We start from the raw sequence: 20930 nt of genomic DNA, 5'->3' as shown, positions 1-20930 counted from the left end.
TGCGGGGCGGCGTCGGGCCGCGCCTCCCGGCCGCAGCCGAGCCGCGCCGGAACCGGCCGCGGTGTCGCACCGTCCGCGAGCCGCGCACCGTCCGACCGGACGGCGGTGCCGTCGCGCATCCCCGGTACGCTGGAGGGCGTGTCCCCGCGTGAGAATCCCTTCGGTCAGGTCCTCGTCGCCCTCGTGACGCCGTTCACGGCCGACGGCGAGGTCGACTGGCCCGGCGTCGAGCAGCACATCGACGACTGCATCACGGCCGGCGCCGACGGCATCGTCGTCACCGGCACCACCGGCGAGACGAGCACGCTGACCGACCCGGAGAAGCTCCGCCTGGTCGAGGTCGGCAAGTCCGTCGCCGCGGGCCGCGCGAAGATCATCACGGGCGGCGGCTCCAACGAGACCGCGCACGCGATCCACCTCTACAAGCAGAGCGAGAAGGCCGGCGCCGACGGCGTGATGATCGTCACGCCGTACTACAACAAGCCGACCCAGGCGGGCGTCCTCACCCACTTCCGGATGATCGCCGACGCCACCGACCTGCCGGTGATCCTGTACGACATCCCGGGCCGCACGGGTATCCCGATCACGTACGAGACCATCGTGCGGGCGTCGCACCACCCGAACATCCTCGCCGTGAAGGACGCCAAGGGCGACTTCGCCGAGGTCTCCCGGGTGCTCAACAACACCGACCTCATGTACTTCTCGGGCGACGACACGAACGTGCTCCCGCACCTGTCGATCGGCGCCACCGGGCTGATCGGCGTCACGGCGAACATCACGAGCACGCCGTACCGCACGATCGTCGACGCCGTGAACCGCGGCGACCTGGCGACCGCCACCGCGGAGCACAAGCGCGTCGAACCGCTCGTCCGTGCGATCATGACCCACGTCCCCGGGACCGTCGCGGCGAAGTACGTGCTCCACGGCCTCGGCCGGATCGGCAGCCCGCGCGTCCGGCTGCCGCTCGTCGGCCCCGAGGACACCGAGGCCTACGCCATCGAGACCTCCCTCGAAGCGGTCCGGGACATCCCCGGTGCCGACTTCTCGAACTTCCGCCCGGACCGCAACGCGGCGGCCGGCGGCGCACTGCCGAAGGTGCCAGGCACCACACGTTAGGAAAGCACGCGGCGCAGCGGTAGCGCGTCGCACGACAGTCAGGACCGAATGCCCACCCAGATCTCCACACCGCAGCCGCTCGAACCCGGCACCCTCCGCGTGATCCCCGTCGGGGGTCTCGGCGAGATCGGTCGCAACATGACCGTGTACGAGTTCGACGGCAAGCTGCTCGTTGTCGACGCCGGCGTGCTCTTCCCCGAGGAGCACCAGCCGGGCGTCGACCTCATTCTCCCCGACTTCGGGCCGATCCGGGACCGTCTCGACGACGTCCTCGGTGTCGTGCTCACCCACGGGCACGAGGACCACATCGGCGCCGTCCCCTACCTGCTCAAGCTCAAGGGCGACATCCCCCTGATCGGTTCGACGCTGACCCTCGCGCTCGTCGAGGCGAAGCTCAAGGAACACCGGATCAAGCCCTACACGCTCGTCGTGCAGGAGGACCAGACCGAGCAGCTCGGTCCGTTCCACCTCGAGTTCGTCGCCGTGAACCACTCCATCCCGGACGCCCTCGCCGTCGCGATCACGACCCCCGCCGGGCGCGTGCTGCACACCGGTGACTTCAAGATGGACCAGCTCCCGCTGGACGACCGGATCACCGACCTCCGTGCCTTCGCCCGCCTGGGCGAGCAGGGCGTCGACCTGTTCCTGCCGGACTCGACCAACGCCGACGTCCCCGGGTTCACCGCGCCCGAGCGTGACATCGGCCCGGTGCTCGAGAACGTCATCTCCCGCGCCCGCAAGAAGGTCGTCGTCGCCAGCTTCTCGTCGCACGTCCACCGAGTGCAGCAGGTCCTCGACGCCGCCGCGGCGACCAACCGCAAGGTCGCGTTCATGGGGCGGTCGATGATCCGCAACATGACCATCGCCGCCGAGCTCGGCTACCTCCGGGTGCCGGACGACGTGCTCATCGACACGAAGAAGGCGAAGAACGTCCCGGACGACCAGATCGTCTACATGTCGACGGGGTCGCAGGGCGAGCCGATGGCCGTCCTCGCGCGCATGGCGAACCTCGAGCACCAGATCGAGATCGGCGAGGGCGACACCGTCATCCTCGCGTCGAGCCTCATCCCGGGCAACGAGAACGCCGTCTACCGGGTCATCGACGGGCTGACGAAGCTCGGCGCGAAGGTGGTCCACAAGGGCAACGCGAAGGTGCACGTCTCCGGCCACGCGTCGGCCGGCGAGCTCCTCTACTGCTACAACATCCTGCGCCCGCGCAACGTGCTGCCCGTGCACGGCGAGCACCGCCACCTGTACGCGAACGCCGACCTGGCGATCCAGACGGGTGTGCCGCCGCGCAACGTCATCCTCGGCCAGGACGGCATCGTCGTCGACCTGAAGGACGGCGTCGCGAGCGTCGCCGGACAGCTCGACATCGCCTACGTCTACGTCGACGGATCGACCGTGGGCGAGATCACCGACGCCGACCTCAAGGACCGTCGGGTCCTGGCGGAGGAGGGCTTCATCTCGATCTTCTGCGCCGTGGACTTCACGACGGGGCAGTGCGTGGTCGGCCCGGAGATCCAGTCGCGCGGCTTCGCCGAGGACGACTCCGTCTTCGACGACGTCCGTCCGCAGATCGCGAAGGCGCTCGCCGACGCGGCGGGCAACGGCACGCGGGACGCGCACGCCTTCCAGCAGGTCGTCCGCCGCACCGTCGGCCGCTGGGTGAACACGAAGCACCGCCGCCGCCCGATGATCGTCCCGGTGGTCATCGAGGCGTAGGCAGACGCGCCGCAGCCGGCCGGGAGGCACGGCGAGCGTTCCCCGGGAACGCTCGCCGTGCCTCCCGGCCGCGTTGCACCCCGTGGTGCGGACGGGCGTCCACCGCGTGACCGGCCGGGTGGCCGACCTGCGTCATCCCACAGGCTGATGCTCCCTCGGTATGTCAGCCAATACCGTCCCAGGGTGACCGTCCTGCGTCGCTGGGTGTGGCCCGGCCTGAAGTTCCTCGTGTTCGCCGCCATCGCGGTGTCCCTCGTCCGCCTCGCCTTCTTCGCGGCGCAGCCCGAGGGCGAGGAGACGACCCCGACCGCGCAGCTGGAGGACCCGACCGTCACCGTCGAGACGGGGGACGTCGTCAACGACGTCGAGGCGACCGGTCACGTCGAGTCCGTCGCCGCGACGCCGGTGCGTTCCACCGCCGAGGGCACCGTCAACCGGGTCTTCGTGACGAACGGCACGCACGTCGAGCAGGGCGCGCCGATCATCGACCTGCGGGTCGAGACCCCGGCGGAGGGCACGACCGAGGACGGCGAGCCCTCGCCGGCATCCGTGACCTTCGCGACCGTCGTCGCCTCGTCGTCCGGCACGGTGTCCGGACTCGACCTGGTGGCGAAGCAGCCCGTCGCGATCGGCGACACCGTCGCCCGGGTCGCCCCGGAGTCGTACCGTGTGACCGCGACGCTCGAGGCCGCGCAGCTCTACCGACTCACCTCGCGCCCCTCCGAGGCGACCGTCACCATCACGGACGGGCCGGCGCCCTTCACCTGCACGAACCTCGCGCTCAGCTCCGCGTCCGCCTCGGCGGCGGGCGAGCCGTCGGACGCGGGTCCCGACGGTGCGGACGGTGGCGGGGGCTCCTCGGGCGCCGAGAGTGCGACGCAGCTGCGGTGCGACGTCCCCGGGGACGTCACCGTGTTCCCGGGGCTCGAGGTCACGGTCGCCGTGTCCGCGGGCTCGGCCGAGGGCGTGCTGACGCTCCCGACGACCGCCGTGCAGGGGACCGCGCAGCGCGGCGTCGTCACCGTCGTCGACGACGACGGGAAGCGTTCCGAGCGCGAGGTCGCCCTCGGCCTCAACGACGGCGAGACGGTCGAGGTGCGTGACGGGCTGACCGAGGGCGAGACCGTCCTGCAGTTCGTCCCCGGCAAGGAGGCGCAGCCCGAGGACGAGTTCGCCGAGGACGGCGCGGTGGTGACCGGATGAGCCTCGTGCACGTCCGCGACCTCCGGAAGTCCGTCCCGCTCCCCGACGGCTCCACGCTGGAGATCCTGCGCGGTGTCGACCTCGACGTCGAGGCGGACAGCCGCGTCGCCATCGTCGGCCGCTCGGGTTCGGGCAAGTCGACGCTGCTCAACGTCCTCGGCCTGCTCGACACCCCGACCGAGGGGCTGCACGAGTTCGACGGGCGGGACGTCGGCCGTGCCGGCTCGGTCCGACGCGACCGGGTGCGCGGCGCGGACGTCGGCTTCGTCTTCCAGCAGTTCAACCTGCTGCAGGGTCGCACCGCGGTCGAGAACGTCGAGGTCCCGTTGCTCTACGCGACCGGCCGGGCGTTCTGGTCGCGTCGTCGCCTGGCACTGGGGATGCTCGACCGGGTGGGCCTCGCCGACCGTGCCGACACGCAGCCGCACCGGCTCTCCGGCGGGGAGCAGCAGCGCGTCGCCATCGCCCGGGCACTCGTCCGGTCGCCGCGGCTCATCCTGGCCGACGAGCCGACCGGTGCACTCGACGTCGACACCGGCCGCGTGGTCATGGAGCTGCTCGAGACCGTCGCGGCCGAGACCGGCGCGGCGCTCGTCACCATCACCCACGACACCGCGGTCGCAGCACGGGCGGACGTCGTCCACCGGATCGACCACGGGCTCGTCGTCGACACGGCAGCGTCCGCTACCGAGTCCGCCTCCGCTACCGAGTCCGCGTCCGCGTCCGCGTCCGAGTCCGCCTCCGTCGAGCGGCCGGGGGTGGCGGCGTGAACCGGCTCCTCACCACCGTCGTCGGGACGTTCGTCGAGTCCTGGCAGGAGCTCCGCGTGCACCGCGGCCGGGTCGTGCTCAGCCTGATCGGGGTCACGATCGCGGTGGCGTCGCTCGCGGTCGTCGTCGGGTTCGGGTCGCTCGCCGAGCGGGTGACCGCCGCCTTCAACGAGCAGTACGGCGGACGGCCGGCGACCTACCAGGTCACCGGCTCGTCCTCGGCCACGGGGGACGGCACGGGTGCCGCTGCCGCGGCCGACGCCGAGGCGCTCGACCGGGAACTCCGCGCCGGCGCCGAGCGCTACCACGTCCGGTTCTCGACCGAGGCGTCGTGGACGCAGCGCCCCGTGCAGTTCCCCGACGGGGTCACCCTGGCCCAGGGCGTCACCGTCGACCCCGCGTACGCCGAGATGCACCGCGTCCGCGTCGACGACGGGGCGTGGTTCACCGAGGACGACCGGGATCGACTCGCGCCGGCGCTCGTCGTCAACCAGGCGTTCCTCGACCGTCTCGGCAGCCCGGACGTCGTCACGCACCCGGTCGTGCGCCTGCCGGGGACGCCCGACGTCACCGCGGTCGTGATCGGCCGGTACGTGTCCTCGGAGTACGACACCGAGCCGATGTTCTACCAGCTGGCGCGGTCGGTCGCGACGTCGAGCGCGGAGGCCGCACCCGACGACGGTTCGCAGCGGCTGTTCGAGGTGTGGGTACCGGAGAGCGACGGGAAGGCGGTCGCCGGACGGATCGCATCGGACGCCGAGCGGGCGCTCGGCCCCGGGTGGACCGTCGACGCGAACCGTTCCGACGCGGCCGGCTCGGTCGACGGCGACCCGCTCGGTGCGCTGCGCTGGGTGATCGCCGGGGTCGCCGTCCTCGTCCTGGTGCTCGGCGGGCTCGGGCTGCTCAACGTGTCGCTGGTGAGCGTCCGGCAGCGGATCCGCGAGATCGGCATCCGACGCGGGGTCGGTGCGACCGCCGGACGCATCTTCGTCGCCGTGCTGCTCGAGAACGTGCTGGGGACGCTGGTCGCCGGCGGGATCGGCGTCATGGTCGGCGCGGCGGTGCTCGGGAACGAGACCGTCCGGGGGCTCATCACGAGCGGGGTCGACGTCGGGGGAGCGCCCTTCCCGGTCGAGGCGGCGCTGATCGGTGTCGGCTCGGCGCTGCTCGTCGGGGCGCTCGCCGGGTTCCTGCCCGCGATCGTGGCGGTCCGGGTCAAGGTCATCGACGCGATCCGGTACTGAGCGCGGAGGGCGTCCGGTCGCGGCGGGGCGACCACGGAATGTCCCGAGCGGGGATTAGGCTCCGTCGCATGGCCGGAGGCACCAAGTCGACCACGCGCTCGCGCGCGTCCACGTCGTCCCGCGGGAGCGGGTCGCGCGGTACGTCGCGCACGCAGGCCACGACGAAGAAGCTGCCGCAGGCGGCACCCACCCCGGTGTTCCGCGAGCAGAACCCCGTCGTGACCGCATGGCTCGCGATGGCGCACGGCGTCGGAGCACTGTTCCGGCTGCTCGGCAAGGAGACCCTCGCCAAGGACGAACGACGCGACGGTTTCCCGTTCCTCCTGTTCGTGCTCGCGCTCGCGGGCGGTGTCGTCGAGTGGCTCAACCCCACGAACCCGGTGTCCGTCACGCTCGACGCCTACACGTTCGGCGGGCTCTTCGGGCGACTGGCGGTCGCACTGCCCGTCATCATGATCGTCTTCGCCGGATGGCTCTTCCGCCACCCGGCGTCGGTGCACGACAACACCCGGATCGGCATCGGTCTCGGGCTGATGCTCGTCTCCATCGCGTCGCTCTGCCACGTGTTCGGCGGGCAGCCGAGCGCGTCCGACGGCATGGTCGCCCTGGCCGCCGCCGGTGGTGTCCTCGGCTGGGTGGTGATCAGCTGGCTCGTCGCGGTCGCCACCGTGTGGGTCGCGGTGCCGGTCGCGGTGGTGCTGCTCGTGCTGTCGCTCTTCATCATCACGAAGACCCCGCCGAACAAGACCGGACGCCGCCTCCACGAGCTGTACGCGTACCTGTTCGGTGCGCCGGCCCCCGTGGCCGAGGACGAACCCGCCACCGAGGCGGACGCCGCTCCGGCAGCGTCCCGAGCACGGACGTCGAAGCGCCGCACGAAGGACCAGACCGACTTCCCGCTGTTCGAGGACCTCGGGTTCGAGGACGAGCAGGCTGCCGGCAGCGAGGACGCCGAGAGCACCGTCCCGTGGTGGCGCCGGAACAAGTCCGGTCGCGAGGAGGACCCGGCGTACGACAGCCCCGTGCTGCCCGCGTCGGCGACGCAGGCCGTGCCCGACCGCGGAACCGGTGCCGGAGTCGGCGTCGGTGCCGGTACGGCTGCAGGTGCCGCTGCCGGTGCCGCTGCTCCGGCCTCCGGCGCGAACGCGGGCGCGGCCGCCGGACTCGTGGACCACACGCCCGTGGTGCCCGCCTCGGTGAACCTCAACGACTCGGTCGAGCACGACGACGTGCACGGCGCACAGGAGGTCGAGCAGGACCTCGCCGTCGCCGAACAGGCCCTCCGCGACTTCGGCGCCCCGGTGCCCGAGCAGCCCGCGGCGGTCGCCCGGCCCGACGCCGGAGTCTCCCCGGTGGTCTCGCCGACGGCGCCCGAGCCCGAAGCCGCCGACGACGGCCTGCCCGCCGCGACCGCCGCCGACGAGGACCCGGCAGCCCCGTACCGCCTGCCCGCAGCCACCACCCTCAGCGCCGGCACCCCCTCGGTCGCCCGCAGCCAGGCGAACGACGACATCGTGGCGGCGATCACCGGCGTGCTCACCGAGTTCAAGGTGGACGCGAAGGTCACGGGGTTCTCGCGCGGACCGACGGTCACGCGCTACGAGATCGAGCTCGGTCCCGGTGTGAAGGTCGAGCGCGTCACGGCGCTGTCGAAGAACCTGTCGTACGCCGTCGCGTCGAACGAGGTCCGCATCCTGTCGCCGATCCCGGGCAAGAGCGCGATCGGCGTGGAGATCCCGAACACGGACCGCGAGATCGTCTCCCTCGGCGACGTCCTGCGCTCCGGCGCGGCCACGAAGTCGAAGCACCCGATGACCATCGGCGTCGGCAAGGACGTCGAGGGCGGCTTCGTCGTCGCGAACCTGGCGAAGATGCCGCACCTGCTCGTCGCCGGCTCCACGGGCTCCGGCAAGTCGGTGTTCATCAACTCGATGATCACCTCGCTGCTGATGCGCGCGAAGCCGTCCGAGGTCCGCATGGTCCTCGTCGACCCGAAGCGCGTCGAGCTGTCGATCTACGCCGGGGTCCCGCACCTCATCACGCCCATCATCACGAACCCCAAGAAGGCCGCCGAGGCGCTGCAGTGGGTCGTGAAGGAGATGGACATGCGGTACGACGACCTGGCGTCGTTCGGGTTCCGGCACGTCGACGACTTCAACAAGGCCGTGCAGAACGACGAGATCGTCCTGCCCGCCGGCAGCGAGCGGAAGCTCAAGCCGTACCCGTACCTGCTCGTCGTGGTCGACGAGCTCGCGGACCTCATGCTCGTCGCCCCTCGGGACGTCGAGGAGTCGATCGTCCGGATCACCCAGCTCGCCCGTGCCGCCGGCATCCACCTGGTGCTCGCGACGCAGCGGCCCTCGGTCGACGTCATCACCGGTCTCATCAAGGCGAACGTCCCGTCGCGCGTGGCCTTCGCGGTCACGAGCGTCACCGACTCGCGGGTCATCCTCGACCAGCCGGGCGCCGACAAGCTCATCGGGCAGGGTGACGGGCTCTTCCTGCCGATGGGCTCGTCGAAGGCCGTCCGTGTGCAGGGTGCCTGGGTGCAGGAGAGCGAGGTCGCCGAGGTCGTCGCGCACGTCACGCGCCAGGCGCGCCCCGAGTACCGGCAGGACGTCCAGGCCGTGGTGGAGCGCAAGGAGATCGACGCCGACATCGGCGACGACCTCGAGCTCCTGCTCGCCGCGGTCGAACAGGTCGTCTCGACCCAGTTCGGCTCGACCTCGATGCTGCAGCGCAAGCTCCGCGTCGGCTTCGCGAAGGCGGGCCGACTGATGGACCTCATGGAGTCGCGTGACATCGTGGGGCCGTCCGAGGGGTCGAAGGCCCGCGACGTGCTCGTCACGCCCGACCAGCTCCCGGGCGTGCTCGCGAAGCTCCGGGGCGAGGAGCCGCCGGCTGCTCCGGCTGCCGACGGACCGCCGTCGGTCCGGCCGGGAGGCACGACCTCCGTCGCCGGGGCCGACTCGGCTCCGGCTGCGGCCGGCTCCGGGGCTCCTGCCGGACCCGCCGGGGCGGGTGCCGGTGGTCAGGACGACGACCGGTACGGCTCGGACCCGGTGGCGGACATGACCCGCGGGTACCCTGAGGTCGAGGACGACGGACCGGACGAGGACGCATGGGGACTGACGGGCAGGGAGTGAGCACGTGACCAGCTCGGAGACCACACACGGGGCTCGGTTCCCCTGGCGCGGACGGTTGCTCCGCAAGGGGGACGGCCCGGCATCGACCGCGAACGTCGCCAACATCATCACCGTGGTGCGCATCCTCATGGCGCCGCTCTTCTTCGTGATGCTGCTCTCCGACGGCGGCCAGGACACGTCGTTGCGCGTCTGGGCGGCCGTCGTGTTCGTCGTCGCGATCGTCACGGACAGTGCGGACGGCATCATCGCCCGACGCCAGAACCTGGTCACGGACTTCGGCAAGCTCGTCGACCCGATCGCCGACAAGGTCCTGATCGGCGGTGCCCTCGTCGCGCTGTCGATCCTGGGTGAGCTGCCGTGGATCGTCACGGTGCTGATCATGCTCCGGGAGATCGGCATCACCGTGTTCCGCTTCGCCGTGCTGTCCGACCGGGTCATCCCGGCGAGCCGCGGCGGCAAGATCAAGACCGTGCTGCAGGCCGTCGCGATCACGCTCGCACTGTTCCCGTGGTGGAACGTCGTCGGTGACCTGGCGCACTGGGTGAACGGCATCCTCATGACGGCGGCGCTCCTCGCGACGGTGCTCAGCGGGGCGGACTACCTGTGGCAGGCCTGGAAGCACAACCGCCGAGCAGCATGACGTCGGCCGGTACCGGGGCCGCCGGTCCGACGGGTCGGTCGTCGATGCCGGGGTCGGGGTCGGGGTCGGGGTCGGGGTCGGTGTCGGCGTCGGACGAGGAACTCGCGCGCGCGCTCGTCGGTGTCCTGACCGCCCGGGGCGAGACCGTCGCGGTCGCCGAGTCCCTCACGGGCGGACTCGTCGTCGCGACGCTCGTGGGCGTCCCCGGGGCCAGCGCCGTCGTCCGCGGCGGGGTGGTCGCCTACGCCACGCCGGTGAAGGCGACGGTGCTCGGGGTCGACGCCGACCTGCTCGCGTCGAACGGCGCGGTCGACCCGGAGGTTGCACGGCAGATGGCCTCGGGCGTCCGGACGGCCCTGGCGGTGGACGGCGTCCCCGCTACGTGGGGGATCAGCACGACCGGCGTCGCCGGACCGGACCCGCAGGACGGCAAGCCGGTGGGCACCGTCTTCGTCGGCATCGCATCCGCGGAACGCAGTGTCGCGACGGAGTTGCACCTCGAGGGGGACCGGGCAGCAATCCGCTCGGCCACCGTCTCCGAACTCCTGGCACGGATGACGACCGAGGTCGACAGCGGGGAATAGGTCCTGTTGCCACTGGGTTACATCCCACGCAATCTCCAGCAGGACGGCAGCCGGCGTGGTTAGCATGCTGCGAACGGCAACGCTACTGTTGCTGAACCCGACCCCAGGTCACCCGGACCGGGCGGGCGCGGAGACGACAGGAAGGAGGAGTCCACATGGTTCTCGTTCGTCAGGAGATCGGCGACGTGCTTCGGGACTTCCGCTTGCAGAAGGGCCGGACCCTCCGTCAGGTCGCATCCAAGGCCAGTGTCGCGCTCGGGTACCTCAGTGAGGTCGAGCGTGGGCAGAAGGAGGCCAGCTCCGAGATCCTCGCCTCGGTCGCGGATGCCCTCGACACCCCGATCTCGACCATCATGCGCGAGGTGGGCGACCGTCTCGCAGTCGTCGAGGGGCTCACCCCGGTCCCCGACACGCTGCCCGACGACCTCGTCGCCGAGTTCGACAACGACCTCGCGGTGCGCTGACGCACCACCCCCTCGAACGCCCTCGCCGGTCCGCCGGCGGGGGCGTTCGTCGTTACGCTGGACCGATGCGCGTGAGTGAGTTCTGGCGAGCCGTCGACCAGGTGTTCGGGGAGGCCTACGGCGCCGTGGTGTCCCGCGACGTCGTGCTCGAGGAGCTCGGTGGACGTTCGGCGGCGGACGCGCTCGACGCGGGCATCGACGCCAGGCGGGTGTGGGAAGCACTCTGTGACTCCCAGGACGTCCCGCTGGACAAGCGGCACGGCAAGGGCCTGGCGGAGCCGCGCGACTGACGCCGTCGTCCGAAACTGTGTTCGGCGTGTTGCTCGAACGCGTGTTCGATCGGTGCTAGGTTCCTGCACATCGGCGCTGTCCCGGACCATCGTCCACAGGTCGCGCGGTCGCAGGCAGTGATGTCGGTGGCCCGCCCTAGGTTCGAGGTCATCGGGAACAGCCCGAAGCCTTGTCGCCGAACACCAGCCCTGCACCACCGGCTGGGGTGGACGCGACAGCCTACAGGCGGCCGACACCGAGCACGAAGGAGCACCCCATGCCATCACCCGCAGACCGCGAGAAGGCCCTCGAGACCGCACTCGCCCAGATCGACCGGCAGTTCGGCAAGGGGACGGTCATGCGTCTCGGCTCGGACGAGCGCGCGCCGGTCGCCACCATCCCGACCGGCTCCGTCGCGCTCGACGTCGCACTCGGCATCGGCGGCCTCCCGCGCGGCCGCATCATCGAGATCTACGGCCCGGAGTCGTCGGGTAAGACGACCCTGACGCTGCACGCCATCGCGAACGCGCAGCGCGCGGGTGGCATCGCAGCCTTCATCGACGCGGAGCACGCGCTTGACCCCGAGTACGCGAAGAAGCTCGGTGTCGACATCGACGCCCTCCTCGTGTCGCAGCCCGACACCGGTGAGCAGGCGCTCGAGATCGCCGACATGCTCGTCCGCTCGGGGTCGATCGACCTGATCGTCGTCGACTCGGTCGCCGCCCTGGTGCCGCGTGCCGAGATCGAGGGCGAGATGGGCGACTCGCACGTGGGTCTCCAGGCGCGCCTCATGTCCCAGGCCCTGCGCAAGCTCGCCGGTGGCCTGAACCAGACGCAGACCACGATGATCTTCATCAACCAGCTGCGCGAGAAGATCGGCGTGTTCTTCGGCAGCCCGGAGACCACCGCCGGCGGCAAGGCGCTCAAGTTCTACGCGTCGGTCCGCCTCGACATCCGTCGCATCGAGACGCTGAAGAGCGGGACCGACGCCGTCGGTAACCGCACCCGCGTCAAGGTCGTGAAGAACAAGATGGCTCCGCCCTTCAAGCAGGCCGAGTTCGACATCCTGTACGGCACGGGCATCTCGCGCGAGGGCTCGCTGCTCGACTTCGGTGTCGACCACGGCATCGTGAAGAAGTCGGGTGCCTGGTACACCTACGACGGCGACCAGCTCGGGCAGGGCAAGGAGAACTCGCGCTCGTTCCTGATCCAGAACGCGGACATCGCGGCGGAGATCGAGGGCAAGATCCTCGCGAAGCTCGGCGTCGGTGGCGCCAAGGCCGATGCTCCGGTCGAGTCGATCGCGCCGAAGCTGGCGGAGCGCAAGGGCGCGTGACCGGCGCAGACGACCACGACGAGGGCCTCGCACCGGTCACCGACCTGTTCGGTGCGCGGTCCCGTCGTGGTCGACGCACCCCGCCGGCGGAGCCGGAACCTGTTCGATCGAGCACGGTCGAGCCGAACCCGGTCGAGCCGAGCCTGAGCCCGGTCGATCTGGCTCCGCGCGCGGAGCGTGGCGTTCCCGGCGGCACCGGGTCGTCCGACGACGGCTGGGCGCCCGAGTCGATGGTGCTGGGTGACGACGAACGGCGGTTCGGCCGAGCGTCGACCACCGCGGCGCACGACGTGTCCGCCAGCTCGGGGTCGGCGACGGGGACGCCCGTCGAGGACGACCCGCCGGTGCCGGCCGCGATCCCCTTCCGCGGACAGCAGTCCGAGGCGGAGTGGGTGTCGCCGGTCGTCGGCGACGGCTCCGGTCGGAGTGCACGCGCCGAGCAGCACGGGTACGACGACGACGACACCGCGGACGCCGCGAGCGCATCGGTGTTCGCCATCGCCAGCGGTGACGAGATCGACCCGGCCGACGCCCCACGACCGCTCGACGAGCAGCGTGCCGATGCCGAGCGTGTCAGCATGCGCGCGCTCGGGCGCAAGGGGGTCAGCGAGTCGGAGATGCGGCAGCTGCTGACGAAGCAGGACCTCGACGACGACGTCGTCGAGCACGAAGTCGCCCGACTGGTGCGCGTGGGCCTGCTCGACGACGTGGCCCTCGCCACCGACCTCGTGGACCGGCTGCACGAGCGCAAGGGCCTCGGTCGCCAGGGCGTGGTCGCCGAGCTGCGGCGCCGTGGCATCGACCAGGCGGCGATCGACGCGGCGCTCGAGGCCGCGGAGGACGACGCCGACGACGAGTTCGTCCGCGCGATCGAGCTCGCTGAGAAGCGTGCACGCCAACTCCGTGGGCTCGACCGTGCGACTGCCGAGCGGCGCCTGAGCGGCTTCCTGATGCGCAAGGGGTACGGCTCGGGAGTCGTCCGCATCGCGGTGGAGCGGGCGCTCGACGGTCCGCCGCGACGCTCGCCCTCGGGTGGGGGCACCGTCCGCTTCGAGTAGCGCGGCGGCGGGCTCGACGGCCGTCCTGCGGACGCCGCGGTCGACCTACACTGGGACGATCATGGCCACCGTCGAAGCCCGCCCCAGAACCTACGAGGTCCGCACCCACGGGTGCCAGATGAACGTCCACGACTCGGAGCGCCTGAGCGGGTCGCTGCAGGCGGCCGGGTACGTGGCGTCGGACGGCGAGCAGGCGGACGTGGTCGTCATCAACACCTGCGCCGTGCGCGAGAACGCGGACAACCGTCTCTACGGCAACCTCGGGCAGCTCGCGGGCATCAAGCGCACGCACCCCGGCATGCAGATCGCCGTCGGCGGGTGCCTGGCGCAGAAGGACAAGAACGTCATCCTCGAGAAGGCGCCCTGGGTCGACGTCGTCTTCGGCACGCACAACATGGGGTCGCTGCCGACCCTGCTCGAGCGGGCTCGGCACAACGACGAGGCGCAGATCGAGATCCTCGAAGCGCTCGACGTGTTCCCGTCGACGCTGCCGACCAAGCGCGACTCCACGCACAGCGGCTGGGTGTCGATCTCCGTCGGCTGCAACAACACCTGCACCTTCTGCATCGTCCCGTCGCTCCGTGGCAAGGAGAAGGACCGTCGTCCGGGCGACGTGCTCGCCGAGATCCAGGCGCTCGTCGACGACGGAGCCATCGAGGTGACGCTGCTCGGGCAGAACGTCAACTCCTACGGCGTGGAGTTCGGCGACCGTCAAGCGTTCGGCAAGCTGCTCCGGGCCGCCGGTCAGATCGACGGCCTCGAGCGCGTGCGGTTCACGAGCCCGCACCCGGCCGCGTTCACCGACGACGTGATCGACGCCATGGCCGAGACCCCGAACGTCATGCCCCAGCTGCACATGCCGCTGCAGTCCGGGTCGGACCGGGTGCTCAAGGCCATGCGTCGGAGCTACCGGAGCGAGCGGTTCCTCGGCATCCTCGACCGCGTGCGGGCGAAGATCCCGGACGCAGCGATCTCCACCGACATCATCGTGGGGTTCCCCGGTGAGACCGACGAGGACTTCGAGGACACCCTGCGCGTCGTGGAGCAGTCGCGGTTCGCCTCGGCCTTCACGTTCCAGTACTCGATCCGTCCGGGCACGCCGGCGGCGACGATGCCGGACCAGCTGCCGAAGGAGGTCGTGCAGGAACGCTACGACCGGCTCATCGCGCTGCAGGACCGCATCACCGCCGAGGAGCACGCGAAGCAGGTCGGTCGGAGCGTCGAGGTGCTCGTCGCCACCGGCGAGGGCAAGAAGGACGAGACCACCCAGCGCCTGTCCGGCCGCGCCGAGGACTCCCGCCTCGTGCACTTCGCCGTGCCGCAGGGCTCCGCCGTCCCGCGTCCCGGCGACGTCGTCACCGTCGAGATCACGCGCGCAGCCCCACACTTCCTGATCGCCGACAACGAGGGCCCCCTGCGGATCCGTCGGACCCGTGCCGGTGACGCCTGGGACCGTGCGCAGGCCGAGAGCTGCGGTGTGCCGACCCCGTCCGCCCCGGGCGCCGGGCCCCGTCCGGTCTCGCTCGGGCTGCCGAGCCTCCGTGTCGGACGCTGACCGGCCGCTCGCGGCGGTCGGACCGCGCCAGGACGGTACCCCCGACCTGATCGCGGTCGTCGGTGCGACCGGCACCGGCAAGTCCGAGGTCGCCCTCGCCGTCGCGGAACGGCTGCGGGCGAGCGGCCGTCCCGCGGAGGTCGTGAACGCCGACGCCATGCAGCTCTACCGCGGCATGGACGTCGGCACCGCCAAGCTGTCGGTCGCGGAGCGGCGGGGCATCCCGCACCACCAGCTCGACGTGCTCGCGGTGACCGACGAGGCGAGCGTCGCGGCCTACCAACGCAGCGCCCGTGCGGACGTCGAACGGATCACGGCGGACGGCGGCACCGCGGTGCTCGTCGGCGGCAGCGGGCTCTACGTGTCGGCGGTGCTGTTCGACCTCGCCTTCCCCGGCACCGACCCGGAGCTCCGCGCCGAGCTCGAGCGCGAGCACGCCGAGCACGGGCCGAACGCCCTCCTCGCGCGCCTGCGCGCCCTGGACCCGGCCGCGGCAGCCGACGTCGACTCCCGCAACCCTCGGCGGCTCATCCGGGCCGTGGAGATCGCGAGCCGGTCCGAGGTCGTGACCCCGCGCCTCCCGGCCGCGCCCCGCGCATGGCGACCGGCTCGGGTGCTGCACCTGCACCGCGAGCGCAGCGGGCTCGTCGCGTCCCTGCACGCGAGGGCCGAGCGGATGTTCGCCGACGGCCTCGTCGACGAGGTGGAGGCGCTCTGCGCGGAGGGGTTGGAGCAGGGACGCACGGCGCGCGCGGCGATCGGGTACTCGCAGGCGCTCGACGTCCTGCACGGCCGAGCGACGACGGCCGAGGCGGTGGAGGCGACGGCGGTCGCGACCCGCAAGTACGCCAGGCGACAGGTGTCCTGGTTCAAGCGGTACGACGCCGAGGTCATCGACGTCAGCGGCGCCGACGTCGCGGGGCTGCATGCGGCGGCCCGTAGGATCGTGCCGTGACCGAGCTGCACTTCACGAAGGGCCAGGGGACGGGCAACGACTTCGTCCTGTTCGCCGACCCCGACGCAACGGTCGACCTGACCCCCGAGCGCATCCGGGCCATCGCCGACCGCCGCTTCGGCGTGGGCGCCGACGGTGTCATCCGGGCGGTCCGGTCGGAGGCGATCCCCGAGGGGCGCACGCTCGTCGCCGTCGAACCCGCCGCCACCTGGTTCATGGACTACCACAACGCCGACGGCTCGGTCGCCGAGATGTGCGGGAACGGCATCCGCGTCTTCGCGCGGTACCTGACCGAGTCCGGGCTCGTCGACCTCGCGCCGGGGGAGACGCTCACGGTCGGCAGCCGCAAGGGGCTCGTCGACGTCCAGCGCACCACGAACGGCTTCTCGGCCGACCTCGGGCGCTGGGGCCTCGGCATCGAGGGCGGCGGGGCGAACGACGTCACCGTGCGGGCGAAGGAGCTCGACGGTGCACGACCCGGACTCGGCATCGACGTCGGCAACCCGCACGTCGTCGTGGCCGTGGCGACCGAGGACGAGCTCGCCGAGGTCGACCTGACGTACGTCCCCGTCCTCGACCCGGCGCCCGCAGCGGGCGCGAACGTCGAGTTCGTGCTGCCCGGTGACCCCCTCGTCAAGGACGGCGTGGGGGAGATCACCATGCGCGTGCACGAACGGGGGAGCGGCGAGACGCTGTCCTGCGGCACCGGTGCGGTCGCGGCCGCCCTCGCCACGCGGTACTGGGCGGGGCCCTCGGCGCCGGACACCTGGCGGGTGCGGGTGCCGGGCGGGGTCGTCACCGTGCGGATGTTCGCGGCGGAGGACGGCGAGCACGTCGCGCTGGCCGGTCCGGCAGAGCTCGTGTTTTCCGGGGACCTGACCGTCTGACGGTGCCGCGGTGCTGCGGTACCGCGCTGCCGCCGTGCCCGCGCGAGCGGGACGCCGTCGTGCCAGTGCGACGGCGAGGTGCAGACGACGCGCCGGCGTGCTCGCGAGACACCGGCGTGTCCTCGAGACGCCGTCATGCGTGCGAGACGCCGTCGATCTCGGCGGCGTCTCGGCTGTCCGGATGCGTCTCGCGTCGACGCCGGCGTCTCGTGCGGGTACGGGCGCAGCCCAGCGCAGCCCGACCCGCCGCCTGCGCCCTGCCCCGGGCTACTCGGCGGTCCGGCGGACCCGGATCACGCGGAAGCCCTTGTCGGTCGTGGCCCGCGACACCGCGAACCCGTCCCCGAGCGCGTCCCCGAGCCACCGCTGCAGGGAGTCCCCGCCGAGGTCCTTCGACACCACCAGCCAGGCGTCCCCGCCGACCTCGAGCCGGGGCAGCCACGTCAGCAGGATGGCGTGCAGTTCGTCCTTGCCCACCCGGATCGGCGGGTTGGACCAGATCGTGCGGAAGTGCAGGTCCGCCGGGAGCTCGTCCGGCAGCCCGACGGTGACGTTCGACACCCCGGCTGCGACGGCGTTGCGCTGCGCGAGACCGAGGACCCGCTCGTTGACGTCCACGCCCCAGACCCGGGCGTCCGGCGACTCGAGCGCCATCGTGATCGCGATCGGCCCCCACCCGCAGCCGATGTCGAGCAGGTCGCCCTCGGGCGCGGGCGGCGGCACGGACCCGAGCAGCACCCTGGTGCCGCGGTCGACACCGTCCGGGCTGAACACGCCCGCGGCGGTGGACAGCGTGAGCGACCGTCCGGCGAGCGTGACGTGCACCTGTCGCTCACGGGCCTCCGACGAGGGGTTCGCGGAGAAGTAGTGCTCGTTCGCCATGGAAGAACCGTACCGGCGAGCCCGTGTGTCCCGGGCGTGGCGGCGGTACCCTGTGGAGAAGATGACGGAAACCACCATGAACGACGGACGATCCGACGACAGCGCCGAGGGTGTCGTGGAACGCGTCCTCCGCAATGCCGAGACCCGGGCCACGTCGGCGATCTTCGCTCCGGCCCAGGCCATCCAGACACGATCGGTCGACGAGCACGGCTGGTCCGGCGACGGCGACCAGTACGAGCGCGAGGACCGCGCCGCCCTGCGGCGCGTCACCGGGCTCTCCACCGAGCTCGAGGACGTCACCGAGGTCGAGTACCGGCAGCTCCGGCTCGAGCGGGTCGTGCTGATCGGCGTGTACCCCCAGGGCGACGCCCAGGACGCCGAGAACTCCCTCCGCGAGCTCGCCGCCCTGGCCGAGACCGCCGGTGCCGTGGTCCTCGACGGGCTCCTGCAGCGCCGGCCCAACCCCGACCCGGCGACCTACCTCGGCAAGGGCAAGGCCGAGGAGCTCGCCATGGTCGTCAAGGCGACCGGCGCCGACACGGTCGTCGCGGACACGGAGCTCGCCCCCTCCCAGCGCCGAGCGCTCGAGGACGTCGTGAAGGTGAAGGTGATCGACCGGACCGCCGTGATCCTCGACATCTTCAGCCAGCACGCCACCACGCGCGAGGGCAAGGCCCAGGTCGAGCTGGCCCAGCTGCAGTACCTGCTGCCGCGTCTGCGCGGCTGGGGTGAGTCGATGTCCCGCCAGGCCGGTGGCCAGGTCTCCGGCGGTGCCGGCATGGGCTCCCGTGGTCCGGGGGAGACGAAGATCGAGCTCGACCGCCGGCGCATCAACACGCGGATGTCGAAGCTCCGCCGTCAGATCGCGGGCTTCCGACCGGCCCGGGATGCCAAGCGCGCCGACCGGCACCGCAACGAGGTGCCGAGCGTCGCGATCGCCGGGTACACCAACGCCGGCAAGTCCTCGCTCCTGAACCGCCTGACGAGCGCGGGCGTCCTGGTGCAGAACCAGCTGTTCGCGACCCTCGACGCCACGGTGCGCCGGACCGAGAGCAGCGCCGGCCGCGAGTTCACGTTCGTCGACACGGTGGGCTTCGTGCGGAACCTGCCGCACCAGCTGGTCGAGGCCTTCCGCTCCACGCTCGAGGAGGTCGGCGAGGCCGACGTCATCGTGCACGTGGTCGACGGGTCGCACCCCGACCCCGCCGCGCAGCTCGCGACGGTCCGCGACGTCATGGGTGACGTCGGAGCGCGGGACATCCCCGAGGTCGTCGCGTTCAACAAGGCGGACCTCATCGACGAGGCGCAGCGACTCGTGCTGGTCGGACTCGTGCCGGACGCGGTGTTCGTCTCCGCCCGCACGGGCGAGGGCGTGCCCGAGCTCCTCGCCGCGATCGAGGCACGGCTGCCAGAACCGGACGTCGAGTTGACGGTGGTGATCCCGTACGACCGTGGCGACCTGGTGTCGTCACTGCACGACGCGGGAGCAGTCGAGACGACCGACTACGTCGAGGACGGCACCCGCCTGCGGGTGCGCGTCTTCCAGCGCCAGGTCGCGGAGCTCGACCCGTACGTGGTCACGCCGGTCGCGACGGCGTAGTCCCGCAGACGGTCGCGCCACACCCCCGGCCGGGAGGCACGGGTCGGGTCCGGCGCGCCGGTCCGGCCCCTGGGCGGTACGGTGCGGTCGCCTGCTCACGTCGCGCCGTCGGACGGTGCGGCGTGACTTCGCACAACGCGGAGCAGCCCGCGCCACGGGATTCCGTGGCGCGGGCTGCTCCACGTTGTTCCGGCGTCAGATCGAGCGCAAGACCGCCACGACCTTGCCGAGGACGGTGGCCGCGTCGCCGAGGATCGGTTCGAACGCGGAGTTGCGCGGGAGCAGCCACGTGTGGCCGTCGCGCTGGCGGAAGACCTTGACGGTCGCTTCCTCGTCGAGCATCGCGGCGACGATGTCCCCGTTGTCCGCGGTCTGCTGCGACCGGACGACCACCCAGTCGCCGTCGCAGATCGCTGCGTCGATCATCGACTCGCCGACGACCTTGAGCATGAAGAGGTCACCCGTGCCGACCAGCTGCCGGGGGAGCGGGACGATCTCGTCGACGTGCTGCTCGGCCGTGATCGGCACACCGGCGGCGATCCGGCCGACGAGCGGGACCAGGGTCGTGGCGTCGACGTCGGGCGTCTCGACGTCGGGGGTCGGTTCGTCGACCAGGACCTCGAGCGCGCGCGGACGGTTCGGGTCACGACGGATCCAGCCGCCGAGCTCGAGCTGGCCGAGCTGGTGGGAGACGCTCGAGAGCGAGGAGAGGCCGGCGGCGTCGCCGATCTCCCGCATGCTCGGCGGGTAGCCCCGGCTGGCGATCGACGCGCGGATCGCGTCGAGGATCGCCTGCTGCTTCGCCGTCAACGGCTTCTGGACCCGCAGTTCGTCCGCCACGTCGTCTCGCCCTTCGTCGGTGCCGGGCGGTCGGGCAGGAATGTCAGTGGTCCCCGCTTGACTCGTCCCAGTCGATCGAAACAGTATCCGACCGCTCCGGGCCGGACAAACACCTGTTCGAGCGTGTCGGCAGAAAATCCCGCACAAACCTCTTCCTGTGACTTGTGCGAGGTCGCATTCGAAACTATGTTCGGTACACGACTTCGGTTCCTCCGAACGGGAAGGCAAGAACGACATGAGCACCATCGCCATCGCTGACCAGCGCGCCGCGACGCCCGCCGTCCGTACCCGCCTGCGCATCACGCGCCGCGGCCGCATCGTCCTGACGACCGTCGCGGCCCTCCCGGTCTTCCTCGTCGTCGCCCTCTCCGTACTGAACGGTGGACAGGCCTCTGCCGGCGACTCCTCGCGTGCCGGTGCTCCCGTGCACTTCGAGACGGTCACCGTGCAGCCGGGTGAGACCCTGTGGCAGCTGGCAGAGGAGACCGCGCCGCAGGCCGACCCCCGCGACTTCGTGCAGGACGTCGTGAGCCTCAACGCCCTCGACGGTTCGACGCTGCAGGCCGGCGAGCAGATCGCGATCCCGGTCAAGTACACCGCGGGCAACTGATCCGGTCGGCGCTCGCCTGACCACCGTCCGGACGGCCGGTCGCCG

General features: G+C 71.6%; 19 protein-coding genes. 17 read left to right on the top strand and 2 right to left on the bottom strand.

The window, feature by feature from the left end; translation table 11 throughout:
- The first annotated feature begins 138 nt into the window (after window positions 1-138).
- From dapA to dapF, 15 genes are all read left to right on the top strand, one after another.
- Complete coding sequence (gene dapA / locus ACH0A8_RS13940) at window positions 139-1116, top strand: 4-hydroxy-tetrahydrodipicolinate synthase (protein WP_058730183.1); 978 nt, start codon at window positions 139-141, stop codon at window positions 1114-1116.
- Between the two features lie 48 nt (window positions 1117-1164).
- Window positions 1165-2841: a ribonuclease J gene (locus tag ACH0A8_RS13935; RefSeq protein WP_209686063.1), complete on the top strand. Its 1677-nt coding sequence runs from the start codon at window positions 1165-1167 to the stop codon at window positions 2839-2841.
- A gap of 183 nt (window positions 2842-3024) precedes the next feature.
- A complete protein-coding gene (locus ACH0A8_RS13930; RefSeq protein ID WP_271826490.1) occupies window positions 3025-4044 on the top strand; it encodes an efflux RND transporter periplasmic adaptor subunit in 1020 nt (339 codons plus the stop codon).
- On the top strand, window positions 4041-4814 hold the full coding sequence (locus ACH0A8_RS13925; protein WP_271826489.1) for an ABC transporter ATP-binding protein: 774 nt from the start codon (window positions 4041-4043) through the stop codon (window positions 4812-4814). The genes ACH0A8_RS13930 and ACH0A8_RS13925 overlap by 4 nt, the downstream gene beginning before the upstream one ends.
- On the top strand, window positions 4811-6058 hold the full coding sequence (locus ACH0A8_RS13920) for an ABC transporter permease (RefSeq protein WP_209686057.1): 1248 nt from the start codon (window positions 4811-4813) through the stop codon (window positions 6056-6058). The genes ACH0A8_RS13925 and ACH0A8_RS13920 overlap by 4 nt, the downstream gene beginning before the upstream one ends.
- 68 nt (window positions 6059-6126) lie before the next feature.
- The gene (locus ACH0A8_RS13915) at window positions 6127-9204 is read left to right on the top strand and encodes a DNA translocase FtsK (RefSeq protein ID WP_406907393.1); all 3078 of its coding nucleotides are present in this window, start codon (window positions 6127-6129) and stop codon (window positions 9202-9204) included.
- A 4-nt stretch (window positions 9205-9208) separates the two neighbouring features.
- Window positions 9209-9844: a CDP-diacylglycerol--glycerol-3-phosphate 3-phosphatidyltransferase gene (gene pgsA, locus ACH0A8_RS13910; protein WP_066653285.1), complete on the top strand. Its 636-nt coding sequence runs from the start codon at window positions 9209-9211 to the stop codon at window positions 9842-9844.
- An 80-nt stretch (window positions 9845-9924) separates the two neighbouring features.
- Window positions 9925-10428 carry a CinA family protein gene (locus ACH0A8_RS13905; RefSeq protein ID WP_406907392.1) on the top strand — a complete coding sequence of 168 codons (504 nt, stop codon included), beginning with the start codon at window positions 9925-9927 and terminating at the stop codon, window positions 10426-10428.
- A gap of 155 nt (window positions 10429-10583) precedes the next feature.
- Window positions 10584-10892, top strand: coding sequence for a helix-turn-helix domain-containing protein (locus tag ACH0A8_RS13900; RefSeq protein ID WP_058742950.1), 309 nt, complete (start codon window positions 10584-10586; stop codon window positions 10890-10892).
- A 65-nt stretch (window positions 10893-10957) separates the two neighbouring features.
- Complete coding sequence (locus ACH0A8_RS13895; RefSeq protein WP_209686053.1) at window positions 10958-11182, top strand: DUF3046 domain-containing protein; 225 nt, start codon at window positions 10958-10960, stop codon at window positions 11180-11182.
- 257 nt (window positions 11183-11439) lie between these two features.
- The gene (gene recA / locus ACH0A8_RS13890; protein WP_066653287.1) at window positions 11440-12498 is read left to right on the top strand and encodes a recombinase RecA; all 1059 of its coding nucleotides are present in this window, start codon (window positions 11440-11442) and stop codon (window positions 12496-12498) included.
- Window positions 12495-13556, top strand: coding sequence for a RecX family transcriptional regulator (locus tag ACH0A8_RS13885; protein ID WP_406907391.1), 1062 nt, complete (start codon window positions 12495-12497; stop codon window positions 13554-13556). The genes recA and ACH0A8_RS13885 overlap by 4 nt, the downstream gene beginning before the upstream one ends.
- 61 nt (window positions 13557-13617) lie before the next feature.
- Window positions 13618-15111: a tRNA (N6-isopentenyl adenosine(37)-C2)-methylthiotransferase MiaB gene (gene miaB / locus ACH0A8_RS13880; protein WP_271826485.1), complete on the top strand. Its 1494-nt coding sequence runs from the start codon at window positions 13618-13620 to the stop codon at window positions 15109-15111.
- A complete protein-coding gene (gene miaA, locus ACH0A8_RS13875; RefSeq protein WP_406907390.1) occupies window positions 15098-16066 on the top strand; it encodes a tRNA (adenosine(37)-N6)-dimethylallyltransferase MiaA in 969 nt (322 codons plus the stop codon). The genes miaB and miaA overlap by 14 nt, the downstream gene beginning before the upstream one ends.
- Complete coding sequence (gene dapF / locus ACH0A8_RS13870; protein WP_066653297.1) at window positions 16063-16953, top strand: diaminopimelate epimerase; 891 nt, start codon at window positions 16063-16065, stop codon at window positions 16951-16953. The genes miaA and dapF overlap by 4 nt, the downstream gene beginning before the upstream one ends.
- A 267-nt stretch (window positions 16954-17220) precedes the next feature.
- On the opposite strand, the gene ACH0A8_RS13865 is transcribed toward dapF, so the two are convergent.
- A complete protein-coding gene (locus tag ACH0A8_RS13865) occupies window positions 17221-17835 on the bottom strand; it encodes a class I SAM-dependent methyltransferase (protein ID WP_251154831.1) in 615 nt (204 codons plus the stop codon).
- 61 nt (window positions 17836-17896) lie between these two features.
- On the opposite strand from ACH0A8_RS13865, the gene hflX reads away from it, so the two are divergent.
- Entirely contained in the window at window positions 17897-19435 is a 1539-nt protein-coding gene (gene hflX, locus ACH0A8_RS13860) for a GTPase HflX (protein WP_406907389.1), read from the top strand.
- Between the two features lie 195 nt (window positions 19436-19630).
- Here hflX and lexA read toward each other — a convergent pair whose 3' ends face one another.
- Entirely contained in the window at window positions 19631-20275 is a 645-nt protein-coding gene (gene lexA, locus ACH0A8_RS13855; protein ID WP_066653301.1) for a transcriptional repressor LexA, read from the bottom strand.
- A gap of 235 nt (window positions 20276-20510) precedes the next feature.
- Between lexA and ACH0A8_RS13850 the strand changes: the two genes are divergently transcribed.
- Complete coding sequence (locus ACH0A8_RS13850) at window positions 20511-20885, top strand: LysM peptidoglycan-binding domain-containing protein (RefSeq protein WP_406907388.1); 375 nt, start codon at window positions 20511-20513, stop codon at window positions 20883-20885.
- The last annotated feature ends 45 nt before the right edge of the window (window positions 20886-20930 follow it).

Origin of the sequence: Curtobacterium sp. 179-B 9B NHS, from assembly GCF_045370965.1 — a bacterium.
In the GTDB taxonomy this organism is placed as follows: domain Bacteria; phylum Actinomycetota; class Actinomycetes; order Actinomycetales; family Microbacteriaceae; genus Curtobacterium.
Note: the sequence above shows the minus strand (reverse complement) of the source record. Positions and strands in the feature narration are given on the sequence as shown.